Below are 14,964 nucleotides of genomic sequence, written 5' to 3'. Positions count from 1 at the left end.
GGTGGGCCTGCTCGGTGGGCCTGCTCAGCGGAGGTGGAAGACGCCCATCTGGCTTTTGAGCTTGCCCATGCGCACCACGGCCACGTAGGTCCCCGGCAGGGCGGCCGGCGGGTCCGTACGGCAGTCGCTGCTGGAGCGGCGCCGATTCCAGTCGAGCGAGCGCACCCACGGAACCCCGCGCTGCAACTGCTTGATCTCGGTCGCCTCACCGCTCACGCAGTCGGAGGTCGACCAGATCCGGTCCTCCCCGGAGGTGATGCGCACCTCCATGGAGCGCGGACCCACGTCGGCCAGGCACATGACGGGGCCGGTGTTGACCAGGCTGATGAGGAAGTTGGGCTGGGCACCCGCCGGGTAGACGTCCTGCTTGCCCTGCATGCTGAGCACCAGATCGGCCTCAGCGCAGGGCTCGCCCGGCCGCTTGGGCCGGGTCATGGGCGTGAGCGTGACCTTGCTGGGGCTCGGTGTGGGCGACACCGAGACCGTGGGGGTGGCCGTGCCCATGGTGAGGGTGCGCAGGCCGTCGAGCAGTGGATCCGTCGACGGCGAGGCGCTCGTGGAGGTCTGCGCGCTGGAGGGACGCTGCGGCCCACTCCCCCCGCTGGAACACGCCCAAGCGACAACCGCCACCACGACGAGAACCGCTACCAGCACGCTCATGCGCCGTCGCCAGTAGACGTCTCCGCTGCCGTCACCCATCGTATCCGGATCCATACTCACAGCATGGTAATCCATTGGCCACGGAGGGTGACGACACGCCGCTGGTCGCCATCTCGGCATAGCCTAGGGCGCGTGGTTGAGCCGAACCTCCTACACGTCCCCGTTCTGGAGTGGTACGAGGACAACGCCCGAGACCTCCCGTGGCGTACCCCCGACGCGACACCCTGGGGTGTGCTCGTCAGCGAGATCATGCTGCAGCAGACCCCGGTCGTCCGCGTCCTGCCCATCTGGCACGAGTGGATGGACCGCTGGCCCACCCCGAAGGCCCTGGCGGCCGAGCTCCCCGGCGAGGCCGTACGCCACTGGGGCAGGCTTGGCTACCCGCGCCGGGCGTTGCGGCTGCACGCGTGCGCGAAGGCCATTACCGAGGAGCACGACGGCGAGGTGCCGTCAGATCACGCGACCCTGCTGGCGCTGCCCGGCATCGGCGAGTACACCGCCGCCGCGGTCGCCAGCTTCGCGTACGGCGGGCGGCACGCGGTCCTCGACACCAACGTCCGGCGCGTGTTCGCGAGGGCGGTACGGGCCGAGGAGTACCCGCCGACGGCCACCTCCGCCGCCGAGCGCCGCCTGGCCGAGACCCTCCTGCCCGAACTCGGCGCCGCCCGCTGGGGCGTGGCCGTCATGGAGCTCGGCGCCCTGGTCTGTACGGCTCGCACGCCGCGCTGCGCCGACTGCCCGATCGCCCAGCTGTGCGCGTGGCGCCTGGCCGGCAAACCACCGCATGCCGGGCCGGCCCGCAAGGGCCAGACGTACGCGGGGACGGACCGGCAGTGCCGGGGCCGCCTGCTGGCCGTACTGCGAGCCGCCCACGGCCCGGTGCCCAAGGCGGCGCTCGACGTGGTGTGGGACGACCCGGTGCAACGGGAGCGCGCCCTGGACGGCCTGATCACGGACGGCCTCGCCGAACACCTCGACGACGGCACCTACCGCCTGCCCCACTCCTGACCGGTCGCCCCGGCCGCCTCGGACAGCTGGCCCACGAGGTCGGCGGGCACCCGGCCGGGGCTACGCGGCGAGTTGCAGGCCCAGGCCGGTCAGGCTGGTGCGGGCCCAGTCGAGCTGTTCGGCCAGCAGGGACACCAGCGCCCCCGGCCCCTTGGCGCGGCCCGGCACCGCCAGGTTGTGCGTCTCGACCTCGATGTGCGCGCTCCCGCTCACGGCCCCCGACAGCATCGCCGCCATCGTGTCGTACAGCACCGCGCCCGTGCTGGGCGTATCCCCCGTGTGGTTGTGCACGTGCCCCAGCTTGACCACCGGCGCGCCCGCTGCGGCCAGGCCCCGCAGTGCCGCGCCGGGCTCCTCGTCGCCGCAGGCCAGGTGGCAGGCGTCGAGACAGACGCCCAGGTGCTCGGAGTCGATCCCGCACACCCGCTCCAGCGCCTGCTCCGTCGTCTCCAGCACGCAGCCGGGCCAGGGCTCGAAGCCGACGCGGATGGTCTTGCCGGTGACGCTGTAGATGCCGCGCAGCTCCCTGGCCAGTCGTTCGAGCCGCCGGGTGGCGATGGCGTGCAGGTCGGCGGGCCAGTCGTGGCGCCAGCCGATCGGGATGGTGGAGATGCTGCCGAAGCGTACGTCGTCGGGCAGCAGGAACGCGAGGATCTTGGCCAGCGCCATCGTGTAGCGGTAGCGCTCCGGCTTGGCCCAGTCGGGGCCGGGCACCTCCAGATTGCGCCCGCCGGTGCCGTTGAGGCTCACCACCTCCAGACCGCGCTCCTCCAGCGACCTGCGCAGCCGTACGAGCTCGATGCGGTCGGCGGTCAGGTGGTCGGCCACGCCGGGCGAGAGCCACAGCCCGACGCCCATGCGCTCCACCCCGAGCCGCTTGCGCACCGGCACCGCGTAGCGGGTCAGGTGGGCGATCAGGTTTTCCAGGTCCTCCGCCGGGTGTACGCCTGCGTTGTAGGCGAGGTGCACCAGCGTTCCGTCTTGGTGACGCAGACGCATTTAATCCTCCACGGCTTGCATGGTCGTTCCCGTCGCCCGCTTTGGGGATCATGCGGACCTGTCGAGCATGCCTGCTGCCGGGGGGCGCACGCGTCCGCCCTGAGTTGATTCCCTAGTACTCCCCAGGGAGCAGCCCTCATCCTGAAAACGCCGCCTTGGGGACGACTTGGACGAGACTTGGCATTGCTCTACGCAGTGTAGTACTACTCCCGGTGGCGGTGTACCCAGGTTTCCAAAAATTCGGCAACGACGCAGAAACGACGTAACCCCCGTGTGATCCCTCACACGGGGGTTACTAGGTCGAACTTGGGCGCCGTCAGTTCTTGATCGGCGCCGCGATCGCCGCGGCCGAGTCGGGGACCTGGCTGGACGACGCGTCTTCACCGGTGAAGATGAACTTCGCGTTGTCGCCTTCGCCCTCGATCGTGACCTTGACGATCTGCCCCGGACGGAGCTCGCCGTACAGGATCTTCTCCGACAGCGAGTCCTCGAGCTCGCGCTGGATGGTCCGGCGCAGCGGCCGGGCACCCATGACCGGGTCGTAACCACGGTCGGCCAGCAGCTGCTTGGCCTCGGGCGAGACGTCGAGCCCCATGTCGCGGTCCTTCATCCGGGCGTCGACCTGAGCGAGCATCAGGTCCACGATCAGGATGATCTCCGCCGGCGTCAGCTGGTGGAAGACCACGATGTCGTCGACACGGTTGAGGAACTCGGGCCGGAAGTGCTGCTTGAGCTCCTCCTGGACCTTGGCCTTCATCCGCTCGTAGTTGGAGTCGGCGTCGTTGGACTTGGCGAACCCGACCCCGATGCCCTTGGAGATGTCGCGGGTGCCGAGGTTGGTGGTCATGATGATGACCGTGTTCTTGAAGTCGACCACCCGGCCCTGGGCGTCGGTCAGGCGACCGTCTTCCAGGATCTGCAGCAGCGAGTTGAAGATGTCGGGGTGGGCCTTCTCGATCTCGTCGAACAGGACCACGGAGAACGGCTTGCGCCGCACCTTCTCGGTGAGCTGGCCGCCCTCCTCGTAGCCGACGTAGCCGGGAGGCGAGCCGAACAGCCGGGAGACGGTGTGCTTCTCCATGAACTCCGACATGTCCAGGCTGATCAGAGCGTCTTCGTCACCGAAGAGGAACTCCGCCAGCGCCTTGGACAGCTCGGTCTTACCGACACCGGACGGGCCGGCGAAGATGAACGAGCCACCGGGACGGCGCGGGTCCTTCAGCCCGGCGCGGGTGCGCCGGATCGACCTGGACAGGCCCTTGATGGCGTCGTCCTGGCCGATGATCCGCTTGTGCAGTTCCTCCTCCATGCGGAGCAGGCGCTGCGACTCCTCCTCGGTCAGCTTGAAGACCGGGATGCCGGTGGCCGTCGCCAGGACCTCGGCGATGAGCTCCTCGGTGACCTCGGCCACGACGTCCATGTCGCCGGCCTTCCACTCCTTCTCGCGCCGCTCGCGCTTGAGCTGGAGCTGCTTCTCCTGGTCACGGAGCGCGGCCGCCTTCTCGAAGTCCTGCGCGTCGATCGCGGACTCCTTGTCCCTGCGGACGTTGGCGATCTTCTCGTCGTATTCGCGCAGGTCCGGCGGAGCGGTCATCCGGCGGATGCGCATCCGCGAACCGGCCTCGTCGATGAGGTCGATCGCCTTGTCGGGCAGGTAGCGGTCGCTGATGTAGCGATCGGCCAGCTGCGCGGCGGCCACCAGCGCGCCATCGGTGATGGACACCCGGTGGTGCGCCTCGTAACGGTCGCGCAGACCCTTGAGGATCTCGATCGTGTGGCTGAGCGAGGGCTCGGCCACCTGGATCGGCTGGAAGCGCCGCTCCAGAGCGGCGTCCTTCTCCAGGTATTTGCGGTATTCGTCGAGGGTCGTGGCGCCGATGGTCTGCAGCTCGCCACGCGCCAGCATCGGCTTGAGGATGCTGGCGGCGTCGATCGCGCCCTCGGCCGCGCCCGCGCCGACGAGCGTGTGCAGCTCGTCGATGAACAGGATGATGTCGCCGCGCGTGCGGATCTCCTTGAGCACCTTCTTCAGGCGCTCTTCGAAGTCGCCGCGGTAGCGCGAGCCCGCCACCAGAGCGCCGAGGTCAAGGGTGTAGAGCTGCTTGTCCTTCAGCGTCTCGGGCACCTCGCCCCTGACGATCTTCTGTGACAGGCCCTCGACGACGGCGGTCTTGCCGACGCCGGGCTCGCCGATCAGAACCGGGTTGTTCTTGGTCCTCCGGGAGAGGACCTGCATGACCCGCTCGATCTCCTTCTCACGGCCGATGACCGGATCCAGCTTGCCCTCGCGGGCGGCCTGGGTCAGGTTGCGGCCGAACTGGTCGAGCACCAGGGAGGTCGACGGGGCCGACTCCTGCGGGCCGCCCGCGGCGGCCGGCTCCTTGCCCTGGTAACCGTGGAGCAACTGGATGACCTGCTGCCTGACACGGTTGAGATCGGCTCCAAGCTTGACCAGCACCTGGGCGGCCACACCCTCACCCTCACGGATGAGCCCGAGCAGGATGTGCTCGGTGCCGATGTAGTTGTGACCCAGCTGCAAAGCCTCACGGAGCGACAGCTCAAGAACCTTCTTGGCCCGCGGGGTGAACGGAATGTGCCCCGACGGAGCCGACTGGCCCTGGCCGATGATCTCCTCGACCTGCTGACGCACTCCTTCAAGGCTGATGCCCAGGCTCTCCAGAGCCTTGGCGGCTACGCCCTCACCTTCATGGATCAAACCAAGAAGAATGTGCTCAGTGCCGATGTAGTTGTGGTTGAGCATCCTGGCCTCTTCTTGGGCCAAGACGACAACCCGCCTTGCTCGGTCGGTGAACCTCTCGAACATCTCGTCGCTCCTCACAGAGCGGTCAGTCAGGCCGGTAAATCCGGTCCCGTCATCCCGCATGCTAGCCCTGGCTCGGCGAACCGTGCCCACTGCCACTGACACGCTCTATAGCAGAGACGTTCCCCGGGAGCAGGGCGTTCACCCTCTATCCAACTACCGATCGGGGGTTACGTGTTCCCGATACGCCGCAAGCGAACGATGTTTAGGACGCTTCCGTGAAGCGCCTGGAATTGGTCGCCACGGCGCCGGCAGATCAACATGGATCGGCTTGCGGCCGGTGCCGGGGAGAGAGCCCGCCCGCGCATCGCCCATGCCTGATCCGTGAGCCATACGCAAACATCCTATGTAAGGAAGCGCGCCCGCCGCCAATCGATCGTGGTACGGCACCCGCGGGTCGCGGAATCTCGATCGTGCCACGGCACCCGGCAGGCCGCGAAATCCCGATCCCGGCACGGCACACGCGGCCACGAAATCGCCGGTCCGGTCAGCGAGGTTACCGATCCGGGCCATCGCGGTTACCGATCCAGAGCGTCGCCGCACCGGGGAGCCCACACCGGGGCTGGAACGCACCATGCCAGAAAACCGCCCGGAATCGACCGAGCGGGCAGCCCAAAATGATCACATATGGGCGATTAGAAGATCGCCGTCACGAACCGTCCAGCATTTGAGAAGCAGCTATAAATGATCATGCGCTTATGGCGTTCGCCGGGGTTCTTAGGCGAGCGGCATAAGCGCATGGTCAGGAGATGGCTCTCTAGTGAGCTTGTTCGTACTTCTCCACCACGGTAGAGGCGATTCGGCCACGCTCGCTCACCGGCAGACCGTGAGCCTTGGCCCACTGCCGGATCTCCGAGCTCTTCTCGCGGCTCATCGCACGCTGCCCGCCGCGACCGCGCCGACGCGTGGTCACGGCACCGGACCGACGAGCGTGCTGTACGAAAGGCGTGAGCGCGTCCCTCAGCTTCTTGGCGTTAAGGTCGCTCAGGTCAATCTCATAGGAGGAGCCGTCAATAGCGAAGCTGACCGTCTCATTGGCCTCGCCCCCATCGAGGTCATCGATGAGAATCTCCTGGATCTGCTTGGCCATCTACGCAATCCTTTCGCGGAGCATTGTTTCATTCGCCAGGGCAAACATATACCCGGAAAGGCGCGGAGACAATTCAGCGCTACAGAGATTCTGCTGAGCGGCGGCTCAGTTGTGGTTCTCGGCCTGATCCTGGGGGTTTGGACGGCGTCCGGCGGCCTCGGATCGGACCAACTTCACTACGCCAAAGATGAAGGCGGCGCCCACCACCACCGGTGGGATCAGCGCTGACAATACGTCGGTAAGGGCCTGCATTCGTCCTCGCCTCCACAGCGGACGGGGGTTTCGATGGGCGCTTTATCCACAAGCGGCCTGGGCATGAGCGCCCCTCATGCCTCACGAGGTGGACAACCGCCCGCACCCGACCATAGTGGTACACGGATGCCGTCCATGTGCCATGTGCGCCAACATCCGGCAACCCGGACGCCCCATAGCCTAATGCCAGTCTCTCCAGGCTCCTTACCGGATCAAGCGAAAATTTTGCGGAAAGACTTCTGTCCAGGCCCACAAGGCTCAGCGGAGATCTTTGATCACCCGCGTTCCGGCGAGCCGGTCGTGCGGCCCACGCTGCAGCGGCTTGTCGATCAAGATGAGGATCCCGACGCCGAAGACGAAGATTCCGGCCAGCACATTGAGCACCGGAATGCCCATGACCATCGCCGCTCCCGGATAGACCAGGGCTCGTTTCAGCAGAGCACCGCGCCGAAGGCCGCTCGGTTCGAGGCGAATCCTCATGATCGCCTTGCCGAACGTACGGCCGCTCATGGAATGCGCGGCCCAGTCATAGACCGTATATCCCAGCCCACCGAGCAGCCAGGCGAACACGCCGGGCAACCGGCTGTCGAACGCCTCCAGCAACCCGACAGTTCGGAAGCCACCCCACAGCGCGACGAACAGAATGTAATAGAAGACACCGAAGACGAGGGCTTCAATGAGCCGGGCGGCCAGGCGTTCCCACCATTCCGCGGGGACGGCGTCACTCCACGGCGGCAACCCGGTCATAACCCACCTCGCCCCTTCGGCGAACCGACCGCTACCCATTTTGCTGCCGCCCGCACATACAAAACAGAGGCTGACCGCTGGCCAGCCTCTGTTTCGCGTCCGCGAAGACTACTTGATCTTCACAACCACCGTGTTGCTGAACTTGTCGGCGAACGTCTGCTGCAGCGGCTTGTCCCAGAGCTGGGAGGCACCGTTCAGCGCGACGACGATCCCGCCGAGCAGCGACCCGACGAACGGGATGACGCCGAGGATGTATCCACCCCAGGTGCCACCGGCCCGCTTGAGCGCCACGTCGTTGGGCAGGCCGCCCGGAGGCAGCATGGTGCCCGTGGGCACGATCTTGATCCCCATGACCATCTTGCCGACCGTCTGGCCGCTCATCTTGGTCATGAAGAACTCGTAGGCGACGTACACCGCCGTCATCACGATGGCCACCACGATGCCGTAGAGCGTCGGGCCCATCAGGCCGGTCGTGACGCCGGTCGCGGAGTTGTAGCCGGCGAGCAGGATGGCCCCGAAAACGAGACCGATCACCCAGTTCGCGATGCCGAAGATGACACCGTCGATGATCCTCGCCACGAGCCGCTGCCACCACTCGGCGAGCGGGGCCGGGGCGCCGGGCGGTTGGACCCCGTGCGGCTGCGGCTGCCCGTAGCCGGGCTGCTGGCCGTACTGGGGCTGCTGACCGTAGCCGGGCTGGCCGTACTGCTGCTGCTGACCGTAGTCCGGCTGGCCGTACTGCTGCTGGCCGTAGCCGGGTTGCGACGGCTGCTGCTGGCCATAGCCCGGCTGGGACGGCTGCTGCTGCCCGTAACCGGGCTGCTGGCCGTAATTGGGCTGCTGGCCATAGCCGGGCTGCTGGCCCGACGGTGGCTGCTGGCCGTACTGCTGCTGGCCGTAGCCGGGTTGCGACGGCTGCTGCTGCCCGTAGCCCGGCTGGGACGGCTGCTGCTGCCCGTAACCGGGCTGCTGGCCGTATCCAGGCTGGGATTGCGGTTGCTGACCGTAACCGGGTTGCGATTGCGGCTGCTGACCGTAGTTGGGCTGGCCGTACTCGGGTTGCTGACCCGAAGCCTGCTGCTGACCGTATCCGGGTTGCTGACCGTAGCCGGGCTGCTGGCCGTAGTCCGGTTGCTGACCGTAGCCGGGCTGCTGCCCGTACTGCGGCTGTTGTCCGTACTGCGGTTGCTGCGGCTGCTGGCCGTAGCCCGGCTGCTGCTGACCGTACTGCGGCTGTTGGCCGTAGCCCGGCTGCTGCTGCCCATAGTTGGGTTGCTGACCGTAGGCGTCGTCCGCCCGGTAGCCAACGACCGTCGCATCCGGGTCGGGCTCGCCATAGGGACGGCCCGTGTTGTGATGTCCGTATTCAGATCCGCCAGGCGCAGAGTTCTCGCCGGATTCGTCCTGTGGATACGGCGGCTGTCCGGTGCTCACCGTGTCACCTCGCTTCGAGTGCGCATGTGGCACGTGTCAGGACACATGCCTGTGCTGCCCAACGTATCGACATAGGTATCAACAATCACCTTTCCCATTAGTCAAGGTCCGCGTCACCCGATGTCAGGTGGAGAAGCATGCGGGTGTTCCCCAGGGTGTTGGGCTTGACGTGTTCGAGGTCGAGGAACTCGGCGACACCCTCGTCGTACGAGGCCAGCAGCTCCGCATAGACCTCGGGTGAGACCGGAGTGCCCTGTACGGGGCGGAATCCATGCCTCGCGAAAAAATCCACCTCAAAAGTCAGACAGAAAACCCGGCGCAGGCCGAGTTCCCGGGCCGTTTTGATCAAGGAAGAGACGATCCGGTGCCCGATTCCGAAGCCTCGGAACTCCGGATCAACGGCCACCGTGCGAATCTCCGCGAGATCCTCCCAAAGCACGTGCAGCGCGCCACAGCCGACCACTTGGCCGCCGCGCTCGGCGATCCAGAACTCCTGCACGTCCTCGTACAGAGTGACGGTGGCCTTCTCCAGAAGCCGGGGCCCGGCGCCCGCGTAGGTGTCGACCAGGAGACGGATCGTCCTGACATCCGGCGTGCGAGCACGCCGGACGACGACTTCCGTGTCCGGGACTGTCACTTCGGCGACCTGCTCCATGGGTCTCCAGCGTACAGATCCGATTACGGCCTCCCCGTAACTCTGACGTCTCTCCCATCTCATGACATCTCGTGGTTGATCGAGCACGATGAGGGATCCCTTGGCCCTCAGGCTTCCATGCCTTGACGAACTTGGTGCAAAAAGGACATAAAGTTTGTCCTGCACCGGCAAGCACGAGATCACCTCGTGACCCTTCGGTTGTGAAACCTCTACAGACTTGGCAGTTCTGGTTGAGCACGAACCCGGAGTGCACTAGTGTCCAGCGACGATGTCACCCACGCGAGCCAGCGTGGAGACGCGCCCAATCCCCGTAAGGGGAGCCGGGGACCCGCCGGTGGCGACCTCATCCCGACGCCACCACCCATGGGGTGAATCCGAGCGAGTCGTTCGGTAGGGCTGCTCCGGCCCGAACCCGTCAGCTAACCCGGTAGGCGCCGATGAGAGGAGCTGGTTGGTGAAGCAGACCCGCGATCGCGAGACGAAGCCGGCGGGCGCTCAGGCCCGCCCTTCTGAGCTCCGGAAGATCCCCACCCGGTTGGGTGTCATCGCGGCGACCATCGCCACCCTCCTCTTCGCCGTACCCGTCGGCTCCGCCGTCGCCGATCCCAAGCCCTCGCTGAAGGACCTGTCCAAGCAGGCCGAGGAGCTCCACACCCAGATCGAGACGCTGAGCGAGGAGTTCAACGGCCAGCGGGAGAAGCTCAAGACCGCCAAGAAGTCGGCTGAGGCGGCCAAGAAGACGCTGTCCACCAGTGAGGCCGATCTGGCCGCGAAGCGCGCCAAGGCCGCGCTGCTGGCCCAGAACGCCTACATCAACGGCGGCTTCGGCCAGGCGCTGGCATTCGGCACCTCCGACGACCCCGAGAGCTTCCTCGACCGGGCGGCCACCACTTACGCGCTGGAGCAGCAGCAGGGCTTCGAGGTCAACCAGGTGACCACGGCCAGGCAGGCCGCCGAGCAGGCAAGGGCCAGCGCCAAGACGCGCATCGACGAGGTCGAGAAGATCGTCGAGGGCCTCGGCACCAAGCGCGACAAGATCACCAAGCTCGTCGCCAAGGTCGAGAGCAGTCTCTTCAAGCGGGCGATCGGCGAGGCGGGCCGTCCCGGCACCCGGGCCACGCGGGTCGACCTGCCGGTCATCGGCGCCGGCAAGGCCGCCACGGCCGCCAGGTGGGCGCTCACGCAGCAGCTCAAGCCGTACGTCTGGGGCGCCGAGGGGCCGACCTCGTACGACTGCTCCGGCCTCGTGATGGCGGCCTACCAGCGGGTGGGCATCTCACTGCCGCACTACACCGGCGACCAGTGGACGGCCGGACGGCACATCTCCAAGGAGGAGCTGCGCGCCGGCGACCTGGTCTTCTTCTATGGTGACCTGCACCACGTCGGCATCTACATCGGCGGCGGCATGATGGTCCACGCGCCGCAGACCGGCGACGTCGTACGCATCGCGTCCATCGCCCGCCGCCCGTTCGCGGGCGCCGTACGCATCGCCGACTGACCTCCGGACACCACGACAAGCACTCTGACAGCTGGGGCCCGGGCGGCTGGGCCGGTCGAACGGTCAGATGAGCTGGCGGCGGGCGGCCCAGGCCACGGCCTCGATCGCGGTGGCGACGCCGATGCGGTCGCAGATACCCCGAAGTCTCCGGCGTACCGTGCGTCCACTGATATCCAGTCGTCTGCCAACCCGATCAACCGTGACCCCCTTGGCAAGCTCCGCCAGCAACGCCAGATCCGCGTGGCTAAGCTCGACGCTCTCAGTGAGCACATACATCGGGAGCCCTCCCCCCAACAGCAGAACTCGAGACGTCTATGTCCGAGCAGAGCTGCAGCTCGTCTCGCAGACGGTAAACGCATTCTGGAAAGGTCGTCAAGCCAGCGGATACCGCCCTCTGACCATCGCCATTGACATGATCGGCTGTATGTGAAGTACTCGCCATATGTCGGCACACTTCGGGGCCCGATGAGGGATCACAGGCGCCCTTACAACGGCTCCAGCCCGCTCCCCAAGAGCGCCGCGAACCTGCTGAGCGCCGAATCCGTAAAACGCGAATATTCTTCGCATTCAATATGCGAAATATCGGAAATGTGGCTGCTTAGGGCAGTCTTTTGTACCCCCGCGCCGCCGGGTCAGCAGCGCCCGCCAAAGACCATGAACGGTTCATGCGCCAGAGGGAGAAGCCACTCGGCGCAGGCGGCCGGGAGATGCCCGCTCCCCGCGTTAAGGGACTGGCGAACGCCGCCGCCCGCGTTCTCCTACTCGCCGCAGGAGATCGGGCCGCTGTCAACCCGACAGCGGCCGGTACGGCCCGGCGTGGGAGCCGGGCCGACACTCTTCGGCGGCAGCCGGGTCAGTGGGTCGGCTTGACCAGTGGGAACAAGATCGTTTCCCGGATGCTCTTGCCGGTGAAAGCCATGATCATCCGGTCGATCCCGGCCCCCATGCCACCCGTGGGCGGCATGGCGTACTCCAGCGCCTGCAGGAAGTCCTCGTCCAGCTGCATGGCCTCCGGGTCGCCCCCGGCGGCCAGCAGCGACTGCTCCACCAGGCGCCGGCGCTGCTCGACCGGGTCGACGAGCTCGGAGTAGGCGGTGCCCAGCTCGGTGCCGAACCCGATGAGGTCCCACTTCTCGGTCAGCAGCGGGTTGTCGCGGTGCTGGCGGGTCAGCGGGGAGGTCTCCAGCGGGTAGTCCATGACGAACGTCGGCTGGATGAGCGTGTGCTCGACGAGGGCCTCGAAGATCTCCTGGACGAGCTTGCCCTGGCCCCACTTCGGGTCCCAGTGGATCTCACGCCCGTCGGCGAGTTTCCGGACCTGCTCCAGCGGGGTCTCCGTGGTGATCTCCTCGCCGAGCGCCTCGGACACCGCCCCGTACAGGGTGATGCGCGGCCACTCGGGGATGCCCAGGTCCACCTCGACGCCGTCGTGGACGACCACAGAGGTGCCCAGAGCGGCCACGACGGCCTTCTGGTACATCCGCTGGGTCAGGTCGGCCATGTCGTTGTAGTCGAGGTAGGTGCCGTACGCCTCGATCATGGTGAACTCGGGGTTGTGCGTGGAGTCCGCGCCCTCGTTGCGGAAGTTGCGGTTGATCTCGAAGACCTTCTCGATGCCGCCGACCACGAGCCGCTTCAGGTAGAGCTCGATCGCGATGCGAAGGTAGAGCTCCATGTTGTACGCGTTGATGTGGGTCTTGAACGGCCGGGCCGCCGCGCCGCCGTGGATCGGCTGCAGCATGGGCGTCTCGACCTCGAGGTAGCCCTCCTCGTGCCAGAAGTCGCGCACCGCGCGCACCGTGGCGCTGCGGACGCGGGCCATCTCCCGGGCCTCGTCGTTGACGATGAGGTCGACGTAGCGCTGGCGTACGCGGGCCTCGGGGTCGGTGAGGCCGACGTGCTTCTCCGGCAGCGGGCGCAGGCACTTGGCGGTGATCTGCCAGCGGTCGGCCAGGATCGACAGCTCGCCGCGGCGGGAGGTGATGACCTCGCCCTCCACACCCACGTGGTCGCCCAGGTCGACGTCGCGCTTCCAGGCCGCCAGCGACTCCTCGCCGACCTTGTCGAGCGAGATCATCACCTGCAGGTCGCCGCTGCCGTCGCGGAGTGTGGCGAAGCAGAGCTTGCCGCCCACGCGGTTGAGCATGACGCGGCCCGCGACGCCGACCTTGTCACCGGTCGCGGTGTCCGGGTCGAGGGCCTGGTATTTCTCCCTGACCTCCGCGTTGGTCGCCGTGCGGGGAAAGGTCACCGGGTAAGGATCGACGCCCTCACTGCGAAGGCGGTCGAGCTTCTCCCTCCGGATGCGCATCTGCTCGGGAAGTTCGTCGCTCACAGCATCAAAGAGTAGGGGATATGGCGAACTGCAAGGGCTCGTCACCTCTCTGCAGGGTGACTGCAAGAGCTCTCCCGTACCAATGACACATCGAGCTCAGGGGGGAACCGGCAAGGCGCCGGCCCAGGGGGAGCTCAAGGAGAGATCATGATGAAGAAGCTCGCGACCGGCCTCGCCGCCGTCGCCGCCACGAGCGCGCTGGCCTTAGCGCTGCCCTCGGCCGCCAGCGCCAGCACCGCGGACTCCGACTCCTGGGGCCCGGTTTACTCGCAGCACTACCAGGCCAAGGCCTCCGGCTGGGTCAGTGTGGACTGGAACGACGACGACCACGAGTCGAACACGATCACCGTCAAGGGCAAGCTCTGGGACCTGGACCACCGCAGCTACGACGAGGGCGGCAAGTGCGCGTACGTGAAGTTCCAGGCCAGCGACTTCGACGACAACTGGTCGACGGTCTACACCAAGAAGTACTGCGGCTACCCGGCCTTCAAGCGCTTCTCCTTCGACAGCGACGACGTCTCCAGCCTCCGCGTGAAGGTCTGCCAGATCGACCTCCACGGCTCCTACCCGCGCAACTGCGGCAGCTGGAGCGACCTGTACACCGGCGACTCCGAGTAACCGGCCAGGTAGCGACAGTCCACGAACGCAAGCGGCCCCCTCACCCGAGCGGGGGGCCGCTTGTTCATGTCGTGTTCCGGTTGTAGATCAGCCGCAGGCCGATGAGCGTCAGCCACGGCTCGTGCACGTCGATCGAGCGTGACTCGCCCACCACCAGCGCCGCGTGCCCGCCGGTGGCCACCACGGTCACCTCGTCGGGGTCGTCGGCCAGTTCGGCCGTCATCCGCTCCACGATGCCGTCGACCTGGCCCGCGAAGCCGTAGATGATGCCGGCCTGGAGCGCCTCGACGGTGTTCTTGGCGATGACCGAGCGCGGCCTGACCAGCTCCACCTTGTGCAGCTGGGCGCCCGCCGCCGCCAGGGCGTCGACGGAGATCTCGATGCCGGGCGCGGTGACCGCGCCGATGTACTCGCCCTTGGCCGACACCGCGTCGAACGAGGTCGCGGTGCCGAAGTCGACGATGACGCAGGGGCCGCCGTACTGGTCGATGGCCGCCAGTGCGTTGACGATGCGGTCGCTGCCGACCTCCTTGGGGTTGTCCATGCGGACGGGCACGCCGGTACGTATGCCCGGCTCCACGATCACCGCGGTCACGTCGCCGTAGTAGCGGCGGCACATCTCGCGCATCTCGTTGAGCACACTCGGCACGGTCGAGCAGATCGCGATGCCGCTGACATCGGCTCCCTTGAGCAATGGAGACTGGGCGAGCAGCCCTTGGAGCACGACCGCGATCTCGTCGGCGGTGCGGCGGGCGTCCGTGGCCAGCCGCCAGTGCTCGATGACTTCCTCGCCCTCGAACAGGCCGAGCACCGTGTGCGTGTTGCCGACGTCGATCGTTAGCAGCAT

13 protein-coding genes, 1 pseudogene and 1 riboswitch are annotated in these 14,964 nt (G+C 66.9%); of the genes and pseudogenes, 4 read left to right on the top strand and 10 right to left on the bottom strand.

From position 1 onward, the window contains the following. Window positions 1-24 precede the first annotated feature (24 nt). The gene (locus ACGFJ2_RS20980) at window positions 25-714 is read right to left on the bottom strand and encodes a hypothetical protein (RefSeq protein ID WP_357938820.1); all 690 of its coding nucleotides are present in this window, start codon (window positions 712-714) and stop codon (window positions 25-27) included. A 78-nt stretch (window positions 715-792) separates the two neighbouring features. Between ACGFJ2_RS20980 and ACGFJ2_RS20975 the strand changes: the two genes are divergently transcribed. Next, window positions 793-1,668 carry an A/G-specific adenine glycosylase gene (locus ACGFJ2_RS20975; RefSeq protein WP_357938818.1) on the top strand — a complete coding sequence of 292 codons (876 nt, stop codon included), beginning with the start codon at window positions 793-795 and terminating at the stop codon, window positions 1,666-1,668. A 60-nt stretch (window positions 1,669-1,728) separates the two neighbouring features. Here the strand turns inward: ACGFJ2_RS20975 and ACGFJ2_RS20970 are convergent, their stop codons facing one another. From ACGFJ2_RS20970 to ACGFJ2_RS20950, 5 genes and pseudogenes are all read right to left on the bottom strand, one after another. Next, window positions 1,729-2,667: a sugar phosphate isomerase/epimerase family protein gene (locus ACGFJ2_RS20970; protein WP_393470559.1), complete on the bottom strand. Its 939-nt coding sequence runs from the start codon at window positions 2,665-2,667 to the stop codon at window positions 1,729-1,731. 316 nt (window positions 2,668-2,983) lie between these two features. Beyond that, window positions 2,984-5,491, bottom strand: coding sequence for an ATP-dependent Clp protease ATP-binding subunit (locus ACGFJ2_RS20965; RefSeq protein ID WP_357938814.1), 2,508 nt, complete (start codon window positions 5,489-5,491; stop codon window positions 2,984-2,986). A gap of 754 nt (window positions 5,492-6,245) precedes the next feature. After that, on the bottom strand, window positions 6,246-6,578 hold the full coding sequence (locus tag ACGFJ2_RS20960; RefSeq protein WP_357653944.1) for an Lsr2 family protein: 333 nt from the start codon (window positions 6,576-6,578) through the stop codon (window positions 6,246-6,248). A 510-nt stretch (window positions 6,579-7,088) separates the two neighbouring features. Further along, window positions 7,089-7,577, bottom strand: coding sequence for an RDD family protein (locus tag ACGFJ2_RS20955; RefSeq protein WP_357938812.1), 489 nt, complete (start codon window positions 7,575-7,577; stop codon window positions 7,089-7,091). A gap of 108 nt (window positions 7,578-7,685) precedes the next feature. Then, window positions 7,686-8,165 (bottom strand): annotated as a pseudogene (locus ACGFJ2_RS20950) (RDD family protein); the annotation flags it as partial. Between the two features lie 36 nt (window positions 8,166-8,201). Here ACGFJ2_RS20950 and ACGFJ2_RS20945 point away from each other — a divergent pair. Next, window positions 8,202-9,086 carry a hypothetical protein gene (locus ACGFJ2_RS20945; RefSeq protein WP_393471440.1) on the top strand — a complete coding sequence of 295 codons (885 nt, stop codon included), beginning with the start codon at window positions 8,202-8,204 and terminating at the stop codon, window positions 9,084-9,086. A 22-nt stretch (window positions 9,087-9,108) separates the two neighbouring features. Here ACGFJ2_RS20945 and ACGFJ2_RS20940 read toward each other — a convergent pair whose 3' ends face one another. Then, window positions 9,109-9,666: an amino-acid N-acetyltransferase gene (locus tag ACGFJ2_RS20940; RefSeq protein WP_357653942.1), complete on the bottom strand. Its 558-nt coding sequence runs from the start codon at window positions 9,664-9,666 to the stop codon at window positions 9,109-9,111. Window positions 9,667-9,954: 288 nt separating this feature from the next. Then, window positions 9,955-10,115: riboswitch (cyclic di-AMP (ydaO/yuaA leader) on the top strand. Between the two features lie 5 nt (window positions 10,116-10,120). On the opposite strand from ACGFJ2_RS20940, the gene ACGFJ2_RS20935 reads away from it, so the two are divergent. After that, window positions 10,121-11,164 carry a C40 family peptidase gene (locus ACGFJ2_RS20935; protein ID WP_358176185.1) on the top strand — a complete coding sequence of 348 codons (1,044 nt, stop codon included), beginning with the start codon at window positions 10,121-10,123 and terminating at the stop codon, window positions 11,162-11,164. A gap of 63 nt (window positions 11,165-11,227) precedes the next feature. Here the strand turns inward: ACGFJ2_RS20935 and ACGFJ2_RS20930 are convergent, their stop codons facing one another. After that, entirely contained in the window at window positions 11,228-11,440 is a 213-nt protein-coding gene (locus ACGFJ2_RS20930) for a LuxR C-terminal-related transcriptional regulator (RefSeq protein ID WP_357653940.1), read from the bottom strand. Window positions 11,441-12,017: 577 nt separating this feature from the next. Beyond that, entirely contained in the window at window positions 12,018-13,499 is a 1,482-nt protein-coding gene (lysX, locus tag ACGFJ2_RS20925; protein ID WP_357938808.1) for a bifunctional lysylphosphatidylglycerol synthetase/lysine--tRNA ligase LysX, read from the bottom strand. Window positions 13,500-13,646: 147 nt separating this feature from the next. Here lysX and ACGFJ2_RS20920 point away from each other — a divergent pair, with 147 nt between their 5' ends. Then, window positions 13,647-14,117, top strand: a complete 471-nt coding sequence (locus tag ACGFJ2_RS20920; RefSeq protein WP_357938806.1) for a hypothetical protein — start codon at window positions 13,647-13,649, stop codon at window positions 14,115-14,117. 64 nt (window positions 14,118-14,181) lie between these two features. Here ACGFJ2_RS20920 and ACGFJ2_RS20915 read toward each other — a convergent pair whose 3' ends face one another. After that, window positions 14,182-14,964, bottom strand: coding sequence for a type III pantothenate kinase (locus ACGFJ2_RS20915; protein ID WP_357938804.1), 783 nt, complete (start codon window positions 14,962-14,964; stop codon window positions 14,182-14,184).

The sequence above is a fragment of the Nonomuraea sp. NPDC049028 genome (genome assembly GCF_043197735.1).
Classification (GTDB): Bacteria; Actinomycetota; Actinomycetes; order Streptosporangiales; family Streptosporangiaceae; genus Nonomuraea.
The sequence above is the reverse complement of the archived record's forward strand: the minus strand, read 5'-3'. Positions and strand labels throughout refer to the sequence as shown.

Bases quoted from the DNA above. Each gene is read 5' to 3' on its own strand.
- ACGFJ2_RS20980 (WP_357938820.1), bottom strand. From the start codon at position 714: ATGGATCCGGATACGATGGGTGACGGCAGCGGAGACGTCTACTGGCGA.
- ACGFJ2_RS20970 (WP_393470559.1), bottom strand. From the start codon at position 2,667: ATGCGTCTGCGTCACCAAGACGGAACGCTGGTGCACCTCGCCTACAAC.
- ACGFJ2_RS20965 (WP_357938814.1), bottom strand. From the start codon at position 5,491: ATGTTCGAGAGGTTCACCGACCGAGCAAGGCGGGTTGTCGTCTTGGCC.
- ACGFJ2_RS20960 (WP_357653944.1), bottom strand. From the start codon at position 6,578: ATGGCCAAGCAGATCCAGGAGATTCTCATCGATGACCTCGATGGGGGC.
- ACGFJ2_RS20955 (WP_357938812.1), bottom strand. From the start codon at position 7,577: ATGACCGGGTTGCCGCCGTGGAGTGACGCCGTCCCCGCGGAATGGTGG.
- ACGFJ2_RS20940 (WP_357653942.1), bottom strand. From the start codon at position 9,666: ATGGAGCAGGTCGCCGAAGTGACAGTCCCGGACACGGAAGTCGTCGTC.
- ACGFJ2_RS20930 (WP_357653940.1), bottom strand. From the start codon at position 11,440: ATGTATGTGCTCACTGAGAGCGTCGAGCTTAGCCACGCGGATCTGGCG.
- ACGFJ2_RS20920 (WP_357938806.1), top strand. From the start codon at position 13,647: ATGATGAAGAAGCTCGCGACCGGCCTCGCCGCCGTCGCCGCCACGAGC.
- ACGFJ2_RS20915 (WP_357938804.1), bottom strand. From the start codon at position 14,964: ATGCTGCTAACGATCGACGTCGGCAACACGCACACGGTGCTCGGCCTG.